Annotated in this window: 21 protein-coding genes and 1 other annotated feature; of the genes, 8 read left to right on the top strand and 13 right to left on the bottom strand. The window is 42.4% G+C overall.

What is annotated here, in order from left to right; translation table 11 throughout:
- Nucleotides 1-28 precede the first annotated feature (28 nt).
- Complete coding sequence (locus BM003_RS07150) at nucleotides 29-1009, bottom strand: YitT family protein (RefSeq protein WP_245734134.1); 981 nt, start codon at nucleotides 1007-1009, stop codon at nucleotides 29-31.
- Nucleotides 1010-1416: 407 nt separating this feature from the next.
- Here BM003_RS07150 and BM003_RS07145 point away from each other — a divergent pair, with 407 nt between their 5' ends.
- The 4 genes from BM003_RS07145 (at nucleotide 1417) to BM003_RS17590 (ending at nucleotide 4409) form a co-directional block, all read left to right on the top strand.
- Nucleotides 1417-2322 carry a DsbA family protein gene (locus BM003_RS07145; protein ID WP_093671566.1) on the top strand — a complete coding sequence of 302 codons (906 nt, stop codon included), beginning with the start codon at nucleotides 1417-1419 and terminating at the stop codon, nucleotides 2320-2322.
- Nucleotides 2323-2564: 242 nt separating this feature from the next.
- A complete protein-coding gene (locus BM003_RS07140; protein ID WP_093671564.1) occupies nucleotides 2565-3794 on the top strand; it encodes a DNA polymerase IV in 1230 nt (409 codons plus the stop codon).
- Nucleotides 3791-4156 (top strand): YhjD family protein, encoded by a 366-nt coding sequence (locus BM003_RS07135; protein WP_093671562.1) that lies wholly within the window; start codon nucleotides 3791-3793, stop codon nucleotides 4154-4156. The genes BM003_RS07140 and BM003_RS07135 overlap by 4 nt, the downstream gene beginning before the upstream one ends.
- Before the next feature lie 82 nt (nucleotides 4157-4238).
- Nucleotides 4239-4409 carry a hypothetical protein gene (locus BM003_RS17590; RefSeq protein ID WP_177184689.1) on the top strand — a complete coding sequence of 57 codons (171 nt, stop codon included), beginning with the start codon at nucleotides 4239-4241 and terminating at the stop codon, nucleotides 4407-4409.
- Between the two features lie 60 nt (nucleotides 4410-4469).
- On the opposite strand, the gene pepF is transcribed toward BM003_RS17590, so the two are convergent.
- The 3 genes from pepF to mecA all read right to left on the bottom strand — a co-directional run bounded on the left by pepF (nucleotide 4470) and on the right by mecA (nucleotide 8439).
- On the bottom strand, nucleotides 4470-6284 hold the full coding sequence (pepF, locus tag BM003_RS07130; RefSeq protein ID WP_093671560.1) for an oligoendopeptidase F: 1815 nt from the start codon (nucleotides 6282-6284) through the stop codon (nucleotides 4470-4472).
- Nucleotides 6285-6367: 83 nt separating this feature from the next.
- Nucleotides 6368-7597 carry a competence protein CoiA gene (locus BM003_RS07125; protein ID WP_093671558.1) on the bottom strand — a complete coding sequence of 410 codons (1230 nt, stop codon included), beginning with the start codon at nucleotides 7595-7597 and terminating at the stop codon, nucleotides 6368-6370.
- 149 nt (nucleotides 7598-7746) lie between these two features.
- On the bottom strand, nucleotides 7747-8439 hold the full coding sequence (gene mecA / locus BM003_RS07120; protein WP_093671556.1) for an adaptor protein MecA: 693 nt from the start codon (nucleotides 8437-8439) through the stop codon (nucleotides 7747-7749).
- A gap of 311 nt (nucleotides 8440-8750) precedes the next feature.
- Between mecA and BM003_RS07115 the strand changes: the two genes are divergently transcribed.
- Nucleotides 8751-9434 (top strand): TerC family protein, encoded by a 684-nt coding sequence (locus tag BM003_RS07115; RefSeq protein ID WP_093671554.1) that lies wholly within the window; start codon nucleotides 8751-8753, stop codon nucleotides 9432-9434.
- A gap of 117 nt (nucleotides 9435-9551) precedes the next feature.
- On the opposite strand, the gene spxA is transcribed toward BM003_RS07115, so the two are convergent.
- On the bottom strand, nucleotides 9552-9947 hold the full coding sequence (gene spxA / locus BM003_RS07110) for a transcriptional regulator SpxA (protein ID WP_023509241.1): 396 nt from the start codon (nucleotides 9945-9947) through the stop codon (nucleotides 9552-9554).
- Between the two features lie 740 nt (nucleotides 9948-10687).
- Here spxA and BM003_RS17585 point away from each other — a divergent pair.
- The gene (locus tag BM003_RS17585) at nucleotides 10688-10849 is read left to right on the top strand and encodes a hypothetical protein (RefSeq protein WP_177184688.1); all 162 of its coding nucleotides are present in this window, start codon (nucleotides 10688-10690) and stop codon (nucleotides 10847-10849) included.
- A 34-nt stretch (nucleotides 10850-10883) separates the two neighbouring features.
- On the opposite strand, the gene BM003_RS07100 is transcribed toward BM003_RS17585, so the two are convergent.
- The 5 genes from BM003_RS07100 to BM003_RS07080 all read right to left on the bottom strand — a co-directional run bounded on the left by BM003_RS07100 (nucleotide 10884) and on the right by BM003_RS07080 (nucleotide 16710).
- On the bottom strand, nucleotides 10884-11879 hold the full coding sequence (locus BM003_RS07100) for an ABC transporter ATP-binding protein (protein WP_177184687.1): 996 nt from the start codon (nucleotides 11877-11879) through the stop codon (nucleotides 10884-10886).
- Nucleotides 11879-12898 (bottom strand): ABC transporter ATP-binding protein, encoded by a 1020-nt coding sequence (locus BM003_RS07095; protein WP_093671548.1) that lies wholly within the window; start codon nucleotides 12896-12898, stop codon nucleotides 11879-11881. The genes BM003_RS07100 and BM003_RS07095 overlap by 1 nt, the downstream gene beginning before the upstream one ends.
- 16 nt (nucleotides 12899-12914) lie before the next feature.
- Nucleotides 12915-13922 carry an oligopeptide ABC transporter permease gene (opp3C, locus tag BM003_RS07090; RefSeq protein ID WP_093671546.1) on the bottom strand — a complete coding sequence of 336 codons (1008 nt, stop codon included), beginning with the start codon at nucleotides 13920-13922 and terminating at the stop codon, nucleotides 12915-12917.
- Nucleotides 13919-14851 carry an ABC transporter permease gene (locus tag BM003_RS07085; RefSeq protein ID WP_093671544.1) on the bottom strand — a complete coding sequence of 311 codons (933 nt, stop codon included), beginning with the start codon at nucleotides 14849-14851 and terminating at the stop codon, nucleotides 13919-13921. The genes opp3C and BM003_RS07085 overlap by 4 nt, the downstream gene beginning before the upstream one ends.
- A gap of 182 nt (nucleotides 14852-15033) precedes the next feature.
- Nucleotides 15034-16710, bottom strand: coding sequence for a peptide ABC transporter substrate-binding protein (locus BM003_RS07080; protein WP_093671542.1), 1677 nt, complete (start codon nucleotides 16708-16710; stop codon nucleotides 15034-15036).
- Between the two features lie 288 nt (nucleotides 16711-16998).
- On the opposite strand from BM003_RS07080, the gene BM003_RS07075 reads away from it, so the two are divergent.
- Both BM003_RS07075 and trpS read left to right on the top strand, forming a co-directional pair.
- Nucleotides 16999-17385: a DUF3899 domain-containing protein gene (locus tag BM003_RS07075; protein ID WP_093671540.1), complete on the top strand. Its 387-nt coding sequence runs from the start codon at nucleotides 16999-17001 to the stop codon at nucleotides 17383-17385.
- 57 nt (nucleotides 17386-17442) lie between these two features.
- Nucleotides 17443-17690 (top strand) — a binding site (T-box leader).
- 59 nt (nucleotides 17691-17749) lie between these two features.
- The gene (gene trpS / locus BM003_RS07070) at nucleotides 17750-18742 is read left to right on the top strand and encodes a tryptophan--tRNA ligase (RefSeq protein ID WP_093671815.1); all 993 of its coding nucleotides are present in this window, start codon (nucleotides 17750-17752) and stop codon (nucleotides 18740-18742) included.
- 78 nt (nucleotides 18743-18820) lie between these two features.
- Here trpS and BM003_RS07065 read toward each other — a convergent pair whose 3' ends face one another.
- The 3 genes from BM003_RS07065 to BM003_RS07055 form a co-directional block, all read right to left on the bottom strand.
- On the bottom strand, nucleotides 18821-19702 hold the full coding sequence (locus BM003_RS07065) for a helix-turn-helix domain-containing protein (protein ID WP_093671538.1): 882 nt from the start codon (nucleotides 19700-19702) through the stop codon (nucleotides 18821-18823).
- Nucleotides 19703-19942: 240 nt separating this feature from the next.
- On the bottom strand, nucleotides 19943-20692 hold the full coding sequence (locus BM003_RS07060) for a YjbA family protein (protein WP_093671536.1): 750 nt from the start codon (nucleotides 20690-20692) through the stop codon (nucleotides 19943-19945).
- A gap of 517 nt (nucleotides 20693-21209) precedes the next feature.
- Nucleotides 21210-23600 (bottom strand): glycoside hydrolase family 31 protein, encoded by a 2391-nt coding sequence (locus BM003_RS07055; RefSeq protein WP_093671534.1) that lies wholly within the window; start codon nucleotides 23598-23600, stop codon nucleotides 21210-21212.
- Between the last annotated feature and the right edge of the window lie 681 nt (nucleotides 23601-24281).

Below are 24281 nucleotides of genomic sequence, written 5' to 3'. Positions count from 1 at the left end.
GGCCTAAACTAGGCGTCCCTCTCTTTATTTATTTTATAGCCGACGTTTCAAATAGTTTCTGGAAGTGTTCATAATCTTGCGCTCCAAGCGTCTGTTTCACTTTCCCCACATTTTCTCCATGTTTCATCGCTTGAATCGCTTTTTGCTGTTCTTCGTTGTGGAACGTGCCGATTATTTTGTTTGTCTCCAGAATATTCGTAAATGCATTCGGATCCATTGCTTTAATCAGCCGTTCCATTTTGTACAACTCATAATGGCTAATAACGACCATCAGTGTGCTTTTTTTCATACCGGTGAATCCCCCGTACGATGGAATGACTGTCATTCCGCGATCAAATTGATCCTGTATGGCGTCAATCAGCCGCTCTGTCTGATCTGTAACCGTAATAACCGTCAATTTCTGATATTTCGTGTGGATCATGTCAATCACATAGCTGTTCACAAACCGTGAAATGAGTGTGTAAAGTGCGTACTGCCATTCATATACGGCCCCTGCGATTATAATGATAATGCCATTCAAGATTAAGAAATATCTTCCCGATGATGCATTGCGGTTACGCCGGGTCAGGAAGATCGCAATAATATCCAAACCTCCTGTTGAGATCCCGTATTTCAGAGCAATTCCCACACCAATTGCAGAGATCATTCCGCCAAATATGGAATTGAGCAGGATGTCTGAAGACAGTGGATGTACCGGCAGAATAGTCAGAAACAATGAAGTCAGTACAACGGTAACAAAACTGAACAAGGTAAAGCTTTTTCCAACCTTGTACCACCCTAAAACAGCGATTGGCAAATTCAAAGCAAGAATCAGCAAGCTGATCGACAAATGAACATGCATCCCATCAAGCAGGAGATCCGAAATCAATTGAGCCGCGCCATTAATTCCTGCGGCGTAGACATGGGCGGGTACGAGAAACAGGTTCATGCTCAGCGCGCACAAAAAAGCCGCGCAAATCGACATTATTGATTTTTTAATGAGTTCACTAATTGCAGACACGGATAACATAACAGTCTTCCTCTTCATTCAGTTCATTTTTTTCTTATTTCCCCGGGTCTCAAATTATAGCACCTTATTCATTGGATTCAACCTCTGACAAGATTTTCCCAACACTTTCATTTATCATACTAAGTGAATTATTTGACTATTCGTTTCTTATGGCGGCCACGAATCTTTCACAAGTACCGATTAGTTGCTCTTAGTGATCGGAACTTGTTACAATATAGAAGTTCCATAACGGTGGGCCACAGGGTCTTGCTGCTCACTCAATGTTTGAAACTGACAAGAATATAATAAAGGCAGGTTAACTTTATTAATAATGAATCACGATATGATGAGATGGACCAATCCGGATACCGGCAAAGCCTATCTGAATCAGGCGCCGTTTTTAAAATTTCTTCTAGAGGTGGGGTTCTATGACACGCTTTGATGAAGGATCGACATGTGAAGGAACACCGGGGAATGAGTCATGTACACTTAGAACAGTCAAAAAGAATTCCTTTCAACGCGTTGAGATCCTGGCCTTTATTGACCCGCTTTGTCCGGAATGCTGGGGGTTTGAGCCTTTACTCAAAAAATTTATTTTGCAATACCATGACTATTTTACATTTCGCATTCTGCTTACAACCAAACATGACACGGCAAACTGTTGTCGGTTTCACCGAGCAAAACAAATTGCCGAAGAGTGGGACAAATACGCACGCCTGACCGGCATGTGCTGTGACAGTGACGTATGGTTTGAAAATCCGCCCTCCCCTTATTCGATTGCTTACGCCATTAAAGCGGCCGAATTCCAAGGAGGTGCGGTCGGACAAATCTTTCTTCGACGCGTGCGTGAACAAATTTTCCTCAGAAAACAGGGGCTGAATGAATTTGAAGAACTGCTTGAGATCGCCCGGCTTTCCGGATTGAATGAACAGGAGTTTTCAAATGATTATCATTCCTGCCGCCCGATCAAAGCTTTTCAATGTGATCGAAAACTGGCAAATGAATTGTCTATTACTGAATTGCCGACTTTTGTTTTTTCAACACCATGTAATGATTCGGAGGCCATAAAAGTAAACGGACACTATCCTTATCAGGTCTACGTGCAGATCTTAACGGAATTATTGGGTGAATTACCCGTACCTGCTCCAAACATTCCGTTAATCAATTATTTTCAGCAACAATGTTTTCTAACCACTAAAGAAGTCGCCGTCATTTATGATTTGACTGAAGAAGATGCGCTCAAGGAACTGCGTAAACTGCAGTTACAGCAGTTCATTGAACCGATTGTCCTAAAAAGTGGTGAATATTGGACTTATATCACCCATCCCGAATAATGCGCGACGGCATTTCCGTCGTACCGTTTAACGATCATCAATTACAGCCACTTGGTCAAAGTCTTACTTCTTTTGTAGAAGTAAGGCTTTTTCATTACTTCTTTTTCCGCCACTGTTGCTTCTTTTCCTCTATTTATCCGTTCATAAATCCAATGTGACGAACGCATGTTTTTATTACCAGTACTAAAAGAACGTTTGTTCGTGTATAATAGATCCATATTCAATTAATCGAGGTGCCGTACATGGATCGAGTCATTTTCCTGGTCGATATGCAAACGTTCTATGCTTCTGTTGAAAAAGCTGATTTTCCAGAATTCAGAGATAAGCCGCTTCTCGTTGCCGGTGATCCCAAGCAGCGAAGCGGCATTGTACTGGCTGCTTGCCCGATCGCCAAGCGATTTGGCGTGCTCACCGCCGAACCGCTTGGTCAGGCATTGCGTAAATGCCCACAGGCAGTCATCCAGCTGCCGCGCATGCAGCATTATATTGATGTTTCTACAGCCGTGACACGATTTCTCAGGCAATTTACCGATCTGGTCGAGCCCTACTCTATTGATGAGCAATTTATTGACGTGACTGGAAGTGTTCCATTGTTCGGTTCGCCCTTGACCATTGCGCGAAAAATTCAGCAATGCGTGCACGAACGTTTTGGAATTTACGCCCGTATCGGCATTGGGCCGAATAAGGTACTCGCCAAAATGGCCTGTGATCATTATGGAAAAAAGAACCGAACAGGCATTTTTGAATTAAATGCCAAAAATATTGAGAAATACCTTTGGCCGTTGCCCATTGGCGAACTGTTTGGCGTCGGCCACAGGATGGAGCAGCACTTCATCGGAATGGGCATTCGCAAAATTGGCCATCTCGCTCGCTTTCAAGTTGATTTCCTGCGTAAGCGTTGGGGAGTGAATGGAGAGCTATTGTGGCGAACCGCGCGCGGTCTGGACAGTTCCCCCGTCTCCCCGGGTACATTCACCGAGCAAAAAGCAATTGGACACCACATGACCTTGCCCTTTGACTATCCGGCAATAAAAGATATTCGTGTGATCCTGCTTGAACTAAGTGAAGAGGTCGCATACCGAGCGCGCTCGAAACGCTATATGGGGCATGTTGTCTCTGTTGGCATTTCCGGGGCCTTTGAGAGACACAGCGGTTTTCATCGCCAAATCACGCTGCCCTTTGCGACAAATTTCGGAATGGATCTTTACCATGCCGCCAACACGCTGTTTACAGAGAGCTGGGATCGCCTTCCTGTTCGAGCCGCATCGGTCACACTTGGCGATCTCCAACCGGCGTCAAACAATTATCAGCTGGATTTCTTCGCGCATCTTGAAGAAAAGGCGAATTTGAGCGCTGCGGTAGACATTATTTATAGAAAATATGGGAAAACGTCCATCTTTCGCGGAACATCACTCATGCCATCCAGCCAACTGTGGGCACGCGCAAGTAAAATCGGAGGTCATTTCAAATGAGTGATCAAGAAGTTTTTCTTCCATCTTCGGAGATGACTGAGGATGAAAAAAGAATCGCCACCGAATATGCACTTTTACCGCTTATTAAAATGGCGTTTGAACGCGATCGCAAAGTCATTGCGGTGACAAACACTAAATTCAGACCACTCTATTTGGAAGCTCTTGACGACATGATCCATCGAGTGACCCAGGATCTGCAAAAAAATAAACAGGAACTCTTCAGCAGCCATATACGTATGACCAAACGCGACTGGTTCAGCTACGAAGTATACCTCCGTGGGCGTCTGTTTGAATTCGTATACCAAAAAAGTGTGGCCATGGACTGGATTCATGAGCGTGTGCGCGACTATCTCAGATCCTAGTTTTCTCAAACATACAGGTGTATTTTTGGTTCAAAATAATCATATGCTTGTTCTAAGAGAAATTGTGGAGGTTTTATCATTCATGAAACTAATCGTTTTCTGCCTTCTAGCCGCCACCGTCATTTTCTGTTTCTATTATTTTCTGCTTGGCCTGATGCATCTGGAATCACTGCTGCTGTCTGGGGCCATTCTCTTCACAATTATTTTCCTAATGGTGCGTCTCTTGACTTGGCATCGACACAACAAAGAATGAAAAAGACAAGGACTGAAGAGATTGATCCTCAGTCCTTGTCTTTTTTTAATAGCAGCATTTTCAGCTAAATAGCAGGTTCTCCGTTTCATCCAGAACCTGGGCAAATACATCCATTGCCTGTTGTACCGGCTTAGGGTCTGCCATGTCCACGCCTGCTTTTTTTAGTACCTCAATCGGTGAATCTGAGCTCCCCGATTTCAAATAATTCTTGTAACGCTCAACGGCCGGCGCACCTTCTGTAAGGATCTGTGAGGACAGCGCAGACGCCGCACTAAAGCCTGTCGCGTATTGGTAAACATAGTAGTTGTAGTAGAAGTGTGGAATGCGTGCCCATTCCAGACCGATTTCCTTGTCAACAACAATATCCGACCCAAAATATGTTTTATTTAGATTATAATAAGTTTCCGTCAGCAGATCGGCGGTTAGCGCTTGCCCGGCACGTGCCTTCTCATGGATGATGTGTTCGAATTCTGCGAACATTGTCTGCCTGAAGACCGTTCCTTTAAAGCCTTCCAACTGATTGTTCAACAGATACAGCTTTCTTGTCTTATCATCCGTATTTTCAAGCAGGTAGTGATTTAGAAGTGCTTCATTACATGTAGACGCAACCTCGGCAACAAAAATCGAATAATCGGAATATGGATACGGCTGACATGTACGTGAATAATAGCTGTGCATCGAATGGCCAAGCTCATGCGCCAGCGTGAACATGCTGTCGACGTTATCCTGCCAGTTCAAAAGAATGTAAGGCATCGTACCGTAGCTGCCGCCTGAGTAACCGCCGCTCCGCTTGTTCTGTGTTTCGCGCACATCAATCCAGCGTTTTTTAAAACCGTCCAGAATGACGTTCAAATAATCTTCGCCAAGTGGTGCCAATGCTTTAATGACAAGTTTCTTCGCCTCATCATAAGTCACTTTGATCTTCGCATTCGGGACAAGCGGCGCATAGAGATCATACATATGAAGTTCATCAACATTGAGTGCCTTTTTGCGCAACGCAACATATCGGTGCATCAATGGCAGGTTGTCATGAATGGTTTTAATCAGATTATCATAAACCGTTTCCGGAATATCATTACCGAACAAAGCCGCTTCCCGTGCCGACTTGTAATGGCGTGCATTTGCATAGAACGTATCTCGCTTGACCTGCCCGCTCAATGTCGAAGCCAAGGTGTTCTTAAATGCGCCGTACGTCTTATAAATGCCCTCGAACGTAGCTTTGCGCACTTGACGATTTTCACTTTCCATGAGCGTACCATAACGTCCATGTGTAATTTCAACGTCTTCTCCGTCCTCACCCTTAATCGTTGGAAACTTCAAGTCAGCATTATTCAACATGCCGAATGTTGTGGATGAAGCATCGGTAACCTCTTCAGCTGCCGCAAGAAGTGCTTCTTTTTCACTATCAAGCACATGGGGACGTGTCCGAATGATTTCGTCAAGTGCATGCCGATAGAGCTGCAAATCTTTGCTGCTATCAATAAAACCGTTTAGTGTTTGCGGATCAATTGCTAAGATTTCAGGAACGGCAAAAGCTAATTTGCTCCCTGCTACGGCAGCAAGATTCCCGGCACGATCATGCAGCGCTTGATAAGTCGCATCTGCCGTATTTTCATCTGATTTCATGTGTGCATAGACATAGACCTTGTACAATAATTCCGTCACTTCATCCTGCTTTTTAAGAAGTGCGTATAACGTCTCAGCCGAATCTCCAATTTTCCCCTTAAACCGTTCCGCTTCCTCGATTAAATCCTTAACTTTCTGAAATGCGTGTTCCCACGCGTCAACATCCGGATAGATCGCTTCGAGGTCCCAAGTCTCTTCAACCGGGATCGCCTCTCTTTTCGGGAGCGCAGTTGTTTTTTCACCCGCCATTGCGGCACCTCCATTGTCATTACTCTTCCAAAAAATGTATCAAATCTATCGTACTTCTTTTTCTCTTTTTACGCAAAATTTAGTTATTCATGTATTGGATCTGCGTATAGTGCCATTTCTAATCGCTTCAGCATCACGCGATCCTCATTAAGCAAAGCAGAAATTGATTCTTCTCTTTTCGGCAATTGTTTGATTCGATAGCTGCCGCTGCTTTTCTCTGCGATACGCAGTCGAACAAGCTGCTCCAGGTAAATGATAACCAACTGTTCCACTGTTTTTATTGTGCAAAGCGGGAGATTCCGAAGCATGAACAAATTTCCCAATCCGCGAATCACTGCCTCGTGAATGATTCGACGCGGTGTGAAGCGATGTCCGGGTTCACTAATGCCCATAAGCAGAAAAAGCCACATCTGCCATAGCAAAGGAGGATTCACAAATTGGACGAATGCGTGATGTGGTAAGCCTACATATCCTGGAAAATAAGCAAAATGCTGTCTTAACCCATAAGCTAGAGCACGCAATGTGTATTCTTCACGTGTCATGTGTTTAGGTACTGCCAATCTAATACTTTTCTTCATCATGAGCCAGCTCTGACTAAATAACCTGGGTAAGAAAACATATGTCGGGGCGAGCAGTTGATACGGTTTGCAATCAGAGAGAGTGACACAACTTTCCTGGGAAATAAAAAGGGTTTTTGATATTGGGGATAGACAATGGGAGTAGCGGAAACATTTGGCTGAAGGATCGTAAAAACAGACATAATAAGATGAGGCAAACGGGTGCGCATCTGGAGAGGCTCTGGACTGGCGAATAGCCATAGAAGTAAAACCGGATAGCCGGATCTTGTTTCGATGTCCATGATAATGCCCGGCACCGATGATCCAAACGGGGGTAATGCGCGCGTCTACATAGCCCTTGGAGCGTGCGGCAAACCGCTCTTCAGGGATCATGCTGCATTGATATTCAAGCACAGTAGGTTCAATCCCGGGCAAATATACATCCGGTCTTTGGCGTAGTGCCGGCAAATAAAATTCCAGCCGCGGCGATCGGCCCGCAACTTCGCACCAATACAAAAGATCCTCTTTGCCGGATAAGTGCGCCGCGGTTTCCGGTTCATTATCCACGAGACACGCATGATGGGATTGATGTGCGAAATGCCATCTTCGCTTTTCACCGCTTTTAAGAAGCAATGGTGCTCGGCAAACCGGACAATAGAATCCATAGTGTTTTTCCAGCGCTTTTAACGCTTCACGTGACAATTTAGAGGAAGCAAGCGAGATTGATTCACCGCCTTTTGTTGACGCGATAAGCACAGGATCACCACCCTATTCATGTTAGTAATTAATTCTACACGAATAGCAGTCATTCCTGCACCCAGTTCAGAACATATTTTCCTCACCAAAAACAAAAGGCCTGCCAGCGGCAAACCTCACGAGAAAAGCTACTTATGGAATCTTTCAAACTATGCAAGTAAAGGAAAATGGGATTTTATTGTCTGCAAGGCATGATCATGGATCAATTCCTTCCCATACTCCTGAAGAACATAAACGGTCAAACTCGTATCAAGCCCAAATTCAAGCATTTTGCTTAAATCATCATCTTGACAATCATCGGATAGCTCGTCGGCAAAGGTCACTTGTAAATAATACCGACTCTTGTAAGCATACAGCGCGGTATCCATCGCATCATGTGCCTCAAAGGTATGGCTCAAAGAAATCAGATTCTCAATATCGCCAAATTCAATGATGAATGAAATGGGCTGTGCGTCCTCAAGCTCATTTTCCTCCTGATCATCACCATCAGTAACTGCTTGATCATCAGCCATATCGGCATCACGATCTTCACGTTCATTAATTGGAATATCCAGATGCTTATCTTCCGAGATCGGCAACTGAAGGTTGGATCCATCCTTCGAAATCTGCGCACGAGTCACAATAATTTCCATGCCTTTATCAAGCGCCTGAACCTGGATCCAAAGCGGTCCCTCAAGAGAGAAGGATTCTTGACTATGCGCTTCATCCATCATCTGCCAAAAAAGTTCTTCGCTGCGATCGCGATTATACCAAATCTCTTCACGGTCAAAGCCAAGGTCTTCAATATCTAAATAACTGATGTAGAATTTCAGTGTGTTTTCATTTATTCGTTCGATTTTCATCGCTATCTCTCCCTTCTTCTTCAGTAGGTTTGGGAGTGACCAACCGCCAATGGGACAACATGTATCCTGTACCTCTATTGTATGATAAAACCTTTACTATTGAAATAAAAAATAATCAGTATTATAAATATTCCGCACTTGCCTCCTAAGCAAACAAAAATAAGTTTAATTGCTTCATTTTATTGAATCACCCAGTCATTTATGCAAAAAAAGCGATAAAGGTGACAAATGTTAGGCTGTGGATCGCCGGAATGATTCAGGACAAGTTCGCATAAATTGAAATGGAGACAGAGGAAAGGAGCTATCAACGCATGTCTTTCGATCTCAATACTGTGTTTTTTATCCTAAAAATTATTTTTATAGATATTATTTTAGGTGGAGACAATGCGGTCGTGATTGCTCTTGCCTGCCGCAGACTAGTTGAAAAGCAAAGGAATGAGGCTATATTCCTTGGGACGGGCCTCGCTGTCATTGTTCGAATCGTGCTGACTGCTATCGTCGTCTCTTTGCTCAACATCCCTTTTCTGCTGCTTGCCGGGGGCCTCTTTTTAATTGTCATTGCGATCCGTCTCATTACGAATAAAGAAGAAGAACATCATGTTCGAGCAGGCGCGTCCATGTTTGCGGCCGTTCGAACCATTGTGCTTGCGGATGTGGTCATGGGATTTGACAATATGCTCGCCATCGCAGGTGCTTCAAAGGGACATATTGGCTATATCGCGATCGGTCTTATCGTATCAGTCCCTATAATTGTCTGGGGCAGCAAGCTCATTTTAATCGCTATGGAACATTTCCCGGCACTAGTCTATGTTGGAGGCGGTGTACTTGGTTACACGGCTTCCGAGATGATCATGAGCGAGCCGAAGATTCATTGGCTGTTTGAATCTTCTCAGCATCTCTCCAAGCTTTTTCCAATTATACTGATCATCACACTCATCATCGTTGGATGGCTGACCAATCTCTATTCGTCCGCTCAAATCGCTAGAAAATCGTAACCCATCGATAAAATGTAAACAAGAACGGCCGCCCGATCATGGACGGTCGTTTAATCTTGCTAATAAATAAACGGATGTCCATAGTGATACAGGGACATCCGTTCGTTTGCATTTCACTTAATTAACCAAGCGCTGCGCTTCTTGAAGCTGGAAAGTACGTACCTTTCTAGGAAGAAAGCGTCGAATTTCATCGTCATTATAACCAACCTGCAGCCGTTTATCGTCGAGCATGATTGGGCGACGCAACAGGCCCGGATTATCTTTAATCAATTCAAAAAGCTGTTGAATAGACATTGTCTCCAATTGAATATTCAATTCTTGAAATGCTTTTGACCGCGTCGAGATGATCTCATCCGTACCATTTTCGGTCATACGCAGGATGTCTTTAATCTCTTCAATGGATAACGGTTCGGAAAAAATGTTCCGTTCTTTGAATGGTATGTCATGTTCCTTAAGCCAAGCTTTTGCCTTTCTGCACGATGTGCAACTTGGTGATGTATATAATGTAACCATTTTTCGCCCTCCTTTGGATAAATAGAAACGTTCTATTCTCTGAGGCTTCTTTTATTATATAATAATTCTTATAAATTTTATACCCTTTTTTATATGAAAATTATTTCATATTTCATCATAATACAAGCCTTTTTTCATCGTGATTCGACAAAAAATAATTTTCATTAATTAATTCCATTCTCATTTCCGATGTATTCCGGATTCAAAATATGTAAAAAGAGACTTCCCATATTCAAGAAGTCCCCATTTATTAGTCATTATGTCTATGTGGTTGGTTAACCCCACAACATTACGCCGGTAATTTTAAGTTCGCTGACGGTGCGTCTTGGGACTTGGGTTGCAGTTGTCCCAATGTCTCCTTCAACCATTTCCTGATGGAATTTTTGCGCCTCCGCCTTACGTCTTTCGGTTTCACTGATGATCGCCTCCTTAAATCATTCGTCCAAAGTACATCTCCGGTCACAAGAGTCTTCTCTGTCTGCCTTTATTCTCAACCCGTCACGTCTGCTTGTCAAGGTTAAATTTTGACACGGCAACTTGTACAGATGTCCTGCACAGGCTGATCCTATGCGTTCACTTGAGACTCAAGCTGGATTGTGATAAGCTTGGACATCGGCTACGAAAACATCACCGTATCATTTCAGTTGAGACAAGAATGTCCAATCAGGGACACTCCTCTTATACTATACGTGAATGAGACAAAAAGTATTCAAAAAATTGCACTTGATGGAGCTGACTTTATGACACGTCGAATCACACTCGTCCTCACTGCGTTACTTGTCATTGCTATTCTTTTATATCAATTTTTTCATTTACTGACTATGTCAATCGTCACGGTTTTATTAGGACTCACGATCATCAGTTATTTTGTGCAGTTATTTGTTAACTATCGAAAAAAATAATCCCCACGTTTCATTCGTGGGGATTATTTTTAATTTAAGCTTTTTCGGTTTTCAAGCCTTCATCATGAAGATGGCAGGCTACCCAATGTCCTTTTTCTACCTCATGCCACTTAGGTCTGACCTTTGCGCAGACATCCATCGCAAATGGGCAACGTGTTCTGAAACGGCAACCGCTTGGCGGATCAATCGGACTCGGCACATCACCTTGAAGGATAATTCGTTCACGCGTACGTTCAAGCTTAGGATCAGCAACCGGAATTGCTGAAAGCAGCGATTGAGTATATGGATGAAGCGGATGATCATATACTTCATCACTTGTTGCCAATTCTGCCATATTCCCGAGATACATAACGCCCACGCGATCGCTTATATGCTTCACCATTGATAAATCATGCGCAATAAAAAGGTAGGTTAGGCCTTGCTTTTCCTGAAGTTCCTGAAGCAGGTTGACGACCTGTGCCTGAATGGACACATCAAGCGCTGAAATCGGTTCGTCGGCAATGATGAAATCCGGATCAACGGCAAGTGCTCTCGCAATTCCGATTCGTTGCCTTTGACCACCACTGAATTCATGTGGATAGCGATTGGCGTGTTCACGGTTCAGGCCAACCGTTTCCAGCATTTCATACACACGATCCATGCGTTCTTTCGATGACTTGGCTAAGTGATGAATATCAATACCTTCGGCAATAATATCCTTAACCATCATTCTTGGATTAAGTGAAGCGTATGGATCCTGAAAAATCATTTGCATCCGCTTTGATAATTCTTTCTTTGATTTAAGGCTTAGTTTTCCGCCAACATCCTGTCCATCAAAAATGACTTCACCTTCAGTGGGATCATATAAACGGATGATTGTACGGCCCGTCGTTGATTTACCACAGCCGGATTCACCGACTAGACCAAGTGTCTCGCCTTTATATACATCAAAGGTTACTCCGTCTACCGCTTTTAAAACATCGCGGCGGGAAACATTAAAATATTTCTTCAAGTTTTTCACTTGAAGCAGTTTTTCTGTTTTTTCAGCCATTATGATTCTCCTCCCACACCAATCGTCGCCGGCGGATCTACTTTTGGTGCTCGTTCATCAAGCAGCCAGCAAGCAGCCTTCTGTGTAGCCGAAAGCTCCGTGTACGCAGGCATATGCTCAGTACAAACCTTCATTGCATGCGGACATCTTGGCGCAAACGGACATCCTTTTGGCGGATTGCTTAGGTCAGGAGGAGTTCCTGGAATAGCCAATAGCTTGTCTGTCTTCGCATGCAATTTCGGCATGGAGGATAACAAACCCCATGTATATGGGTGTTTAGGATTATAAAAAATTTCATCCAAAGTCCCTGTTTCAACGATTTTACCGCCATACATCACAGCAACACGCTGTGCCAAGTTCGCAACAACGCCTAAATCATGGGTAATCAAAATAATTGCTGTGCCAGTTTTCTCCTGTAAGCCACGCATCAGGTCAAGGATCTGTGCTTGAATCGTTACATCAAGAGCCGTTGTCGGTTCATCGGCAATCAGAATTTTTGGATTGCAGGCAAGAGCAATCGCAATCACCACTCGCTGTCTCATTCCTCCGGAAAACTGATGAGGATATTCATCCACACGTTTCTCAGGGTTTGGTATACCTACCAATTGCAGCAGTTCGATCGCGCGATTTTTCGCATCATGTTTTGATAAGCTTTGATGCTTGATCAAGCCTTCCATAATTTGCTTTCCAATTTTCATGGTTGGATTCAATGCAGTCATCGGATCCTGGAAAATCATTGAAATGTCTTTTCCGCGCACTTTTTGCATTTGTTTCTTTGAGTATTTAACTAAATCTTTACCTTCAAACAAGACTTCGCCAGTTGCGATTTCTCCTGGCGGGTTGGGAATAAGTCCCATTACCGCCTTAGAAGTCACCGATTTACCTGAGCCGGATTCACCAACAATCGCTAGTGTTTCCCCTTTATTCAGTTGTAGGCTGATGCCGCGAACCGCTTGAACATCTGCTCCAAATATATGAAAGACGACGCTAAGGTCTTTAATTTCTAATAAATGATCCATTATTAAACCTCCCGTATTATCGACGCAGCTTCGGATCAAATGCATCACGAAGCCCGTCCCCCATAATATTGAAACAAATTAACAGGAGCGAAATAATAATCCCCGGATAAAGAGTCTGATACGGATGAATTTGCAGCATCTGATATCCGTCATTGATCAGAGAACCTAGTGACGATTGCGGAGAACGGATTCCCAAACCAATAAAGCTTAGAAACGCCTCAAAAAAGATCGCGCTTGGAACGGAAAACATCGTGTTAATGATGATCATTCCAATGGAATTAGGGATCAAGTGTTTAAAAATAATTCGTCCATCATTTGCACCAAGGGTACGAGAAGCCAAAACGAATTCCTGATTTTTAAGTTTTAACATTTCTCCACGGACAATTCTCGCCATGGAAAGCCAGCTCGTCGCAAGTATGGCTATGGTAATGGTCACCAAGCCCGGCTGCAAAATGAGAATCAGCAATATAATCCATACAAGGCTTGGAATACCGGCAATGATTTCAAGAATACGTTGCAAAACGTTATCAACCATGCCGCCAAAATATCCGGAAACTCCTCCATAAACCACACCTATACATACATCTGCAAGTGTTGCGATCAAGGCAATAATCAAGGAAATTTGAGTTCCCATCCATGTTCTTGTCCACAAGTCACGTCCGAGTTGATCCGTACCAAACCAATAGTTTTTGGTTATTTTCTTTTCTTTGTAAACATCTACTCCGCCTTCATGGCCGCTGAAAGCAGGAATCCAGCTGAGTGCGCCAATTTTTGGAGGGAGATTGGCACGGGAAACGTCTTGATCATCAACGCCATAGCCAAAAAAGTGCGGACCGATAATCGCAAATACAACAATTAAGAAGATAATGATCATCGATGCCATGGCACCTTTATTCGTGACAAAACGACGGATCGCATCTCTCCATGCACTGACACTTTCACCCGAAATTTGTTCGCTAACCGAATCATTCAGATCTGCCGGCACAAATAATTCCTTAGTTACATCTGCATTTGAAGTTGTCATGCTGGCTTACCTCCTGACACGCGAATTCTAGGATCAATCACACCATATAAAATATCCACAATAAAAATGGTCACAATAAACAATGCAGCGTAAAGTTCCGTTGTTCCCATGATCATTGGGTAATCATTTGTAATGATGGCATCAATGAATTGCGAACCAATACCAGGAATTGCAAATATATTTTCAATAACCAATGAACCTGTCACTACCGCCGCTGTCATCGGACCAATAACGGTAACGATTGGAATCATTGCATTACGAATCGCATGTTTATAAATCACAGCTGGTGTACTGAGACCCTTCGCTTGCGCAGTTATTATATAGTCTTGTCCCAAGACCTCAACCATTTCTGTCCGCATAAATCGAGCGATTGAAGCCATTACCCCGACACCGATTGAGATTACAGGCAAAACATGTGTCATTGGCGTGTCCCAGCCAATAACCGGGAAAATACGGATCTGTACAGAAAAACAATACTGAAGAATCGCAGCGAAAATAAACGACGGAATCGAAATAAATACAACGGTAAGCGTTACTGTTCCCCAATCAAGAAAACGTCCACGATAAATTCCTGAAATGATTCCCAAAACAATACCTAGGATGGTACCAATAATCATGGATTCAATCCCAAGTTGCATCGAAATAGGGAATCTCTGGGCAAGAAATTCAGTTACCGGCTGCATTCCATACTGAAACGAACCGCCAAGATCGCCATGCAGCATATTCCAAATATAGTGTACATATTGAACAGGTATCGGTTGATCAAGCCCATAATAATGTTTCAGCTGGTTCAATTGTTCTGGCGTCAACCGATTGGCAAACTTGAACGGAGTACCTGGCAGCATCTTCATAGCAAGGAAAGTCAATGTTACAACGACGTAGAAAGTGACGAGCATATAGCCGACCCGTTTTAAAATATATCGCCCCACCGAATTGAGACCTCCTAAAAATTGATATCTATTTTTTAACTCTGAGTAGTCGATAATGCAAATAACTTAACATACAAAATTAACAAAAAAATATTTTATTAATTGAAAGGAGAGTATATGCCAGGACCGACATATACTCTCCTTCAAAAATGCCCCACATATCTTTCTAAGCTCCGCTGAAATTAGTGTTTCAGAAGGTAAGCTTGAGAGAAATCAATTTGAGGACCATAAGATGGGAATGAAAGGCCTTTAAGATAAGGTTTTTCTACCCATGTATGACCTGATTGATAGAGAGGAACGATTGGGTATTCAGACATCATCAGTTTTTCAGCTGAAACGAGGCTGTCCCAACGTTTCTGAACATCAGCAGTGTCTGTTTGAGCACTGTTGATCAGGCTATCAAATTTCTTGTTAGACCAACCAATTGAGTTCATCGGGTTGCCAGTAGTCCACATATCAAGGTAAGTCATCGGATCTTGATAATCTGGGAACCAACCACTAAATGCGATATCATATTTGAATTCTTGATTTAGTTTCAGATAGTTAGCCCAAGGTTGAGCATTGATTGTTACTTTAACGCCAGGAAGATTCTTATTAATTTGGTTCGCAACATATTGGTTCAATTGTTGTGTAGAGCTTCCGTCTTGGCTCAAGAAGTTGATTTTCAAAGTCTTGATACCAAGCTCTTTCTTAGCTTTATTCCAGTATGTCTTAGCTTCTGATGCAGATCCTGCAGGGAAACCATTAGGAGCTGAGGCACGGAAGTCTTTACCGTCCGGACCTGCAACAAAGTTCTTAGGCACTACGAAGTTAGATGCTACAGAACCGTTATTCAGAATTGACTTAACTAAGCCGTCACGGTCAATTGCGGCGTTCAACGCTTTACGTAAGTTAAGGTTCTTCAGGTTTTTGTTCGTTTTTTGGTTAATGTAGAGGTAGTAAGTACCAGCATCTACACCTGTTTTAATTTCTTTTGCATTCGTTTTCTTGAATTGATCAACGAATTCAGCAGAAAGTCCAACTTCGTCAATTGAACCTGTTTTGTACATGTTAATCGCTGTTGCTTGTTCTTTCACAACTTTGAAATTAACAGTGCTGAGTTTCGTTGCTTTCGCATTCCAGTAGTCTTTGTTTTTCTTATATGTCCAGCCTGTGCCTTTTTGCCATTCAGTAAGAGTAAATGGACCATTGTAAAGAAGTGTGTCAGCTGAAGTAGCGTATTTCTTGCCTTGCTTCTTAACAAAATCTTCTCTTTGCGGGAAGAACTGAGGTTGGGACAAAATGCTGTAGAAGAACGGTGGAGCTGCTTGTTCCAACGTTACTTGCAACGTTTTGTCATCAAGAGCTTTTACACCCAAGTTATCATACTTGCCATACAGTGGGTCTTTTGGATTTTCAACTTTTGCCGCATTCTTAATGCCTACAGATGCGAACAGGAAGTTATAAGCAGGTTTTGCTTTCGGATCGTTCTGACGATGCCAGCCATAAACAAAGTCTTGAGCAGTTACCGGCTTGCCATCTGACCATTTCTGATCGCGAAGCGTAAATGTATAAACCTTCTTATCCGAGCTTACTTTCGGAGCGCCCTTTGCGAGATCCCATTGGAACTTGTTGTTATGCATTCTTGTAAGTCCGGCTTCTGTCATTGCGATTGCATTTGTTGACGTTGTGTCGGTTGCAAGATTCGGATCAAGCGTAGGAATGTCAGCAGTAATCGCGAATCTCAGATCCTGTTTCGCTGCTAATTTTGATGCGCCGCTTTTGCTGCTGTCACTGCTGCTTGAGCTTCCGCACGCGGAAAGCACAAGGCTCAATGCTAGCACAAATGTCAGCACAAGTGACCATTTTGCCTTCTTCATAAAAGTAATAACCTCCCCTAAATTGCTATCTTTTTTTAGGCCTGTACCCCTATATTTCAACAATATAAGAGGTTCGCTCAACCTACAGATGCTATTATACAAGTTCTCTTGACATTTTGCATGCTTTTTTTGAAAATTTGGCGGATTTATTTTGAAGAGAATGCAGAATATATTGATGTCACGCCATTTTTTAAGTCATATATTTTCTGCTTTATGTTATAATTTCTTACAATTGATAGATATTAATAGCGTTTTTTTCTAAAAAGTTTAATTATTTGAGGTGTCTTAATGAATCTTTTCAAAACAAACGTACGTTTTCTATTTATGTTTATTTTTCTGATCGAAATAACTATTGCATTACTTTTGCTATGGCTGCTCCATGCTCCATTCTCCCTTTTAGTCTTTATTAACTATCTTTCAGTTGTTAGTTTGCTTTTCTTTAATTTAGGTTTAATCATTTTCATTATTCAGGGAGGCTTTTTTGATGGTGCTGCCTACAGTTTCAAACGTTTTGTTCGAGCAACGCGCAAAAAAGCGCTACAAGAGGAAGATGCTGAGGCACCATTAGAAGAATATAACCGACGTGATGGCAAACGAGCGCTTATTACTTGGCCGTTGATTGTCGACAGCATTCTCTTGTTTCTCTGCTCCATTTTACTTACGTGGTTTATCTAATCACCAATTTGCTTTTCTTTTCATAGTTGACTATAATAGTCACCATTAATAAGATATATTGGTGCAATGATGAAGAGAAGTACCTGCAGAAAGTCTTCAGAGAGCTTGGGATTGATGGAACCCGAGTGGCGGACTGTATGGGAATGGACTTCTGAGCCTCAATCTGAACCTCGGACTTTTAATCCGTCAGTAGGCATTGACGTTTCCGTACGTTACAACGGTGATGATTCTTTACTAGAATCTGACTAAGATGTTTCTGTTTCTCAGAAAAATTAGGGTGGTACCGCGGTCTATTCGTCCCTTGTGGATGGATAGGCCTTTTTATATTGTCTTTTATTTTATGAAATCAGGAAGGTGAATGATTTTGGCAAAAATATTTTCCGGCGTTCAGCCGACATCAATTCCGACACTTGGCAACTATTTAGGCGCAATGCGCAATTTTGCCACATTACAGGAAGGCAATGACTGTATCTACTGTATCGTTGATGAACACGCGATTACAGTGCCTCAAGATCCCAAAGAGATTCAAAAGAACATCCATAATCTTGCGGCACTCTATTTGGCAATGGGGATTGATCCGAAACAATCGATTCTTTTTATCCAGTCTGAGGTTCCCTGTCACGCGCAGCTTGGATGGATCATGCAGTGTGTCAGCTACATGGGTGAGCTTGAACGCATGACCCAATTCAAGGACAAATCAAAGGGCAAGCAAACGATTCCTGCAGGTCTCCTTACTTACCCTCCGCTCATGGCTGCAGATATTCTGCTTTACCAGACGAACCTTGTGCCTGTCGGGGCAGATCAAAAACAGCATATGGAACTGACACGCGATCTGGCCGAACGCTTTAACAATAAATACGGCGAAGTGTTCACAATACCGGAACCGTATATTCCACCGGTCGGTGCACGCATCATGTCGCTGTCCGAACCAACGAAAAAGATGAGCAAATCGGATTCAAATCGCAAAGCAACAATCTTTACGCTTGATAACGAAAAAGATATTATCAAGAAAATCAAATCCGCCACAACCGACGATGAAGCATCGATTCGTTATGACCGAGTCGCGAAGCCTGGTATCTCCAATTTGCTGGATATCTACTCCCTCTGCTCCGGCCGATCGGTTGACGATCTTGTCACCGCTTATCAAGGCAAGGGCTATGGTGAACTTAAGACCGACGTCGCCGAAGCCGTTGTCGGTATGTTGAACCCAATTCAAGAACGCTTTAACAACCTGATCGAGTCTTCGGAGCTTGACGAAATTCTTGACGAAGGCGCGGAGCGTGCATACGCGATCGCCAAAAAGACACTGAACAAGGCTGAGAAAGCATTGGGCATTGGACGCCGAAACAAGCAGTGACAAACTAGTGAACAAAAAAACAGCTACCAAAGCATCGTATCGCTTTGGCAGCTGTTTTTCTATCCAATAATTAACGGTTTAGTCCGCATCATTTTTTAATATAGTAGAATCCAAAACACCCTGAAGGTAGTTGGCATGTGTGCTGGCTTGGGATGTGCTTTCCAATTCAGTGAGAATCTGGATGGCTTTTAACGCCATTTTTTCACCACGCTCGCGCTTTCCCAGTTTAATTGTGTAGATGCCTTTTAAATACATGAGTTTAATTTTCATATAAAAGTCTCTTTCTTGATCGAGCAGCTCATTTAAGAGAATGAGAAAGGTATTTGCCTCGGTGAGCCGATTATTCTCCAGTAAAACGGTCGCCGTATTGATCAAGATAAGTTGTTTCTTGTCTTCACCTTTCCCAAGTGGATTATAGTCCATACTCTTTTCATAGGCCATCCGCGATAATGAGATCATTTGATCCACGGGGAAGCTGAACAGTGAATTGTTATACACAATTAATTCATAGTAACCCCAAACATCCACATTTGATAGGTAATCACTTAGTAATTTAACCATTTTCGGTTCCGATTTTTTCTTGGATATTCGCTGCACATAAAGGGCCGCGATTATTGAAAAATGAAGATAGTGAATTTTTTTCTTCATTATATATAGCGAATTCATGCGATCATGAAGCACCTGTAACATATGCAAATTATCTTCCATCACATACTTGTTTACATTCTCAAAGAATTGTTGAAGATCGCTCACCTCATAATCATTTTTCACATAGAGAAATTCATCGATCGTCACATTCAATTTGTTAAGCAGATTGAGAAGGTGGGTAAACGAAATATCACAGTCACCACGTTCAAACCGTGATAAAAAGGCGACAGAAACTTCACCCTGAGCAAGCTCAGAGAGTGTCACTTTCTTTGATTTTCGAATGTATCGTAATGTCTCGCCTGAATGGTTCATCGCTGCACCTTTTTTAATATAGTAAAATTTAGTTTCCTATCCTTATACGTTCATCATTGCGAAAAAACAACTGTCATCCGCAGCTCCACACGCATGTCAAGAAAAAGAATTTCCTAAATCTATCTTATCAAAAATTATACAACAATTAAAACATCACGTGTGAGAGGCACAAATGCTCATCAAAAAAAAGGAGCAGGTGCATCATCCTGATCCCTTTCACCAACCAACTCGTTATATTTTTCACTGTACTTTCGATCCTTGCTCCAGTTCCCATAACTTTTCAAAATAAGATTGACCTTTGATCATCCGTTCGCAGATATCCCCATGCTTCTCCGACCACCCGTGCTTCATTCCCGTTACCAGCTCCTGCCACGCTTCATCAAAACTCATACCCCTACTAGTAGCATATTTGGTGGGAAACCACTCGGTATACCAGTAGCGCATCTCTTCAACATTACCCGAGGAATGAAGCTGATCAAGAGCCATAAACAGAAGCTGTTTTAGCTGCCTCTCCTTTCTCGTAAGTCCAATCATCCACTTCGGATTCAGAGAGAGCATGTGATATTCTTTTTTTTGAAAATGCATCGAGGAAACCGGATAGTTTTCCACGGTCATTTTCGCAGCTTTTTGGATGATCATGCTTTCCTGTCTTGGAATCAGTCGACTCTTTCGTACGGGGATGGCGTAGCCCAATGTATCAGCAACAATACAACGTTCGCCATCAGTTGCGATAAAACAATATTCAATAATTTCTCGCTGATTGTTTTTACAGATTACGCTTCGATTCCGAATATCTTTCAACAAGTCCTGAGGAAGATCCTGCAAATCGTTTTCAATGTAGTCAAGGAGTGGTTTTTCCACTTTTATGAGTGGAATCTGGTCAAGCAATTCGATAAAATCATGCTTGCGCCATTCGTAAAATTCGCAGACATTATAGCCGTTCTCTTCGCCCTCAAACCAGTTAACCCAGATATCACTGACAATCTCCATGAGGCTCCATCTCCTCTATCTGATTTGACAACATTATGGTCATTATTGGAAGATTTTATTCGATCTCATCAGATTTTTTACACCAGCAAGAAAGTATAAAAAAATTAAAGGAAGGAAACAAGTGTACGCGATCCGGCAAAAAGGGGACGATCGCTAAGTGTAAATGAGCTTTCGCTAATTACGCATACGTCCTGTATGCAACGCGAAAGTCATCACATCCCGTGAAAGTGCGTCCTGTGGCAGGCCGGGACACTAGGGCCGTCCATGTCCGTCGCGACGGCGGCTGTGCCTTCGTCAGAGGCTTGGCAAAGCCAAGTTTTCTAACAAGGATGCCGTACCTTTAATCTATGCTCGATGCTTTAAGTCCATTCACTGGATTCGGTTATCAATTAGGCGCCTTAAATTAGCGTGATTGGATAGATGCATTAAAAAAAGCCCTCTAATGCTGAGACATCTATCCCAAACATTAAAAGGCAAAAATTGATCGTAACGGTGACCCACTAATCTTCTTGTAAAATCACAACTTGATCGAAATAGTTCCTAAATGATCTACTGAGAGATACGTGCTTTCCCCATTAACTTCATACGGTATCTTTTCCCCATCAAGGATTACTTCAGATGCAATGGTATGGTTCAGAATGATTTTAAAAGATTCATAGGCTTTTCTATATCCATTGTGCTTCATTTTAATTGAGAGCGTCAAATCATCACTCGGATCATTATAAATGATGCTCAATTCATAGAGATTGTATCCGCCGTTTTGATAATTAAAACTCTCACCATCATCTTGGTAATGAATATAGGAACCGTTTTTCACGGATTCAGTTAAATAAACATCCAAGGTCAATTGTTTAATTTCCTGTTCTCCGACATAGTTTTGTACAGGATAAAGCGGTACAATGCCCCCGCCTTTAATATAAATCGGACAAAGATCGAGCGGCGCTTCCCTTACAATATATTGCCCTCCGGCAAAGACTTCTTTTGTCCAAAAGTCAATCCATTCATTGCCTTCAGGCAGATAAACAAGACGTGTCCGAGCGCCCTGCTCTACAACTGGGGCAACAAGGATACTATCACCACAAAGAAATTCATCATTAATCTCATACGTCCTCACATCGTCCTGATAATGGAGAAACAGGGGACGAATGACTGGCAGACCGCTTGACTCCCCATCATGTAACAGATCATATAAATAGGGAAGAAGCTGATATCTTAATTTGATATATTTCCGATTAATGGCCTCAGTTTGATCATCAAATGCCCATGGCTCCTGATCTCTTGTATAAATACTGGAATGATTACGGAATAATGGTGTAAACGCTCCGACCTGTACCCAGCGTGAAAGCAACTCCGCTGTACAGTCAAATCCAAAACCACCAACATCGGTACCACAAAACGCGATACCGCTAAGGCCGAGATTCATCAGCATCGGCAAGGACATTCTCAGATGCTCCCACAGACTCTGATTATCTCCGGTCCAAACCGTAGCATATTTCTGAGTTCCGGCGTAGCATGCCCGAGTGATGACAAAAGGGCGCTTGCCGGTCGCCTGCTTGATTCCTTCATAAGTTGCTTTTGACATATAATGACCGTATACATTGTGCACTTCACGGTGATCCGCTTGAACGCCGTCATTATTAAACAACACGTCATCTGGTAACGGTCCATTGAAGCTTGCCGGCTCATTCATATCATTCCATATACCTGCGACACCGGTATCTGTCATGATTTTTTGATTGCCCGCCCACCAATTTCTGACTTTTTCATTTGAGAAGTCCGGATAGAGTGCGTCGCCAGGCCAAACTTTGTTTACATAAGGAACAAGATCCTTGTCTGTAGCAAAATAGTCATTAGCAATTCCTTGATCGTATACGCTGTACCCTTTATCTTTCTTAACACCGGGGTCAATGATAGTGACTACTTTAAAGCCTTGCTTCTTAAGAAGTTCCAGTGTGCGCTTTGGATCGGGGAATTTCTTGTGGTCCCAAGTAAATACGCGATATCCGTCCATATAGTCAATATCAAGATACAGAGCGTCACAAGGAATATCCTTTTTTCTGAAGTTGTCTGCAATTTCTCGTAATCTGTTTTCCGGAGTATACGACCAGCGGCATTGCTGATAGCCTAATGTCCACAATTGCGGCAGTGGTGTCGTACCAGTCAAATCGGTGTACCTGTTTATCACAGATTTGACTGACGGACCATAGATAAAATAGTAATCAATGTCTCCACCAACTGCTCCAAAGCTATAATAATCACTATTTTCCTTACCAAGATCAACTATGGATTCAAAGGTATTATCTAGGAAATATCCGAAAGCTTGTTTTTCTTTCAATGTTATAAGAAAAGGAATGGACTTATATAATGCGTCAAAACTTTCGACATGTGGCGATGGATTATCAGTATTCCACATTTTATAATGATAGCCTTTTTTATTCAGGTGTCCTGTTTTATCGCCAAGGCCATAGAAAAACGTATTTTGATCCAACTTTTTTTCAATCTTAAATAGAAGTTTATTACGTTCAGCTTCAAGTTTATGCCCTTCCTCAGCAGCAATCGCTAAACCTTCACCGGAACCTTTGCGAATAAATGGTTTCCCCTCGCCTTGATAATCTTCACTCAAGACATGTCCTGCACGATCAGAAATCGTTACATAGAATTCATCTTTTATCGTGACCACTAATTTTTCTGTGCAAATCGTGAGTACCCCATCCGCATGATGTGTCGTCAATGAGCCCGGAGCACAGTTAAGATTTTCAATTGCTTTCGACTTGCGATCCAATCCGGCTACTGAAACAAAGAAACGAATAATTGCGGGAGTGATCGTTTCAATAACAGCCTCGCTTTTCTCAAATTGGACAATGACTTTGTTTTCATGCTGTTGGTATCCGATCAAATTACCATACATACAATCCCTCCGTTTGCGAAACAAAAATAGTGGTTCATTTAATGCTGAATCATCTGATCAAAGTGTGACGTAACACCTACATGGTAGCATATAAATAAAGCGTTCTCAATAGTTGTTTTTTTATAATTGGCGCATCTATTATTCCAAACAACCGATACGCTGACTAGTGAATGGATCGGAAAGAACATTAGCTTTCGTCCCCCTCGAGAAATTTATTAATCCGCTAATAATTTTAGAACTCGTGATCAATCATCTGGTGATGTTCCTGTTTCATTAAGCATTCTGGCCTTCATTAAGTAACGAGTAAAATAAGCGGAGATTTTCCGGTTATATGCATCCTGGCGCTTGTTTCACAGGTAAATAAGGGTAATTTTTCCGGTTAAGCACAGAAAAACTCTCCATTTTCACGTTTTTCGATTCGATAAGCGGAATTTCTCCGTCTATTTAAGCTATTTTCTCGTTTATTTTCGAATTAGGCGGAATTTTTCCGTTTATTTCTCAGATTGGGCGCTTACCTGATCGTCCAACCGAATCTTATGACCTTATCGTCCTACCAGCAAGGCAAAACGATAAACTTTTATTCTTGTAACTCAACTTTCGCACCCTAATTTGGGCAGATAAACCTTGATATAGTTGGGTAAGCTCTCAATCCATTGTGTCAGTTGACAAGTAACCCATCTT

It is taken from the genome of Sporolactobacillus nakayamae (assembly GCF_900113325.1).
Taxonomy (GTDB): domain Bacteria; phylum Bacillota; class Bacilli; order Bacillales; family Sporolactobacillaceae; genus Sporolactobacillus; species Sporolactobacillus nakayamae.
This window is presented reverse-complemented; position numbering and strand designations above follow the sequence as displayed.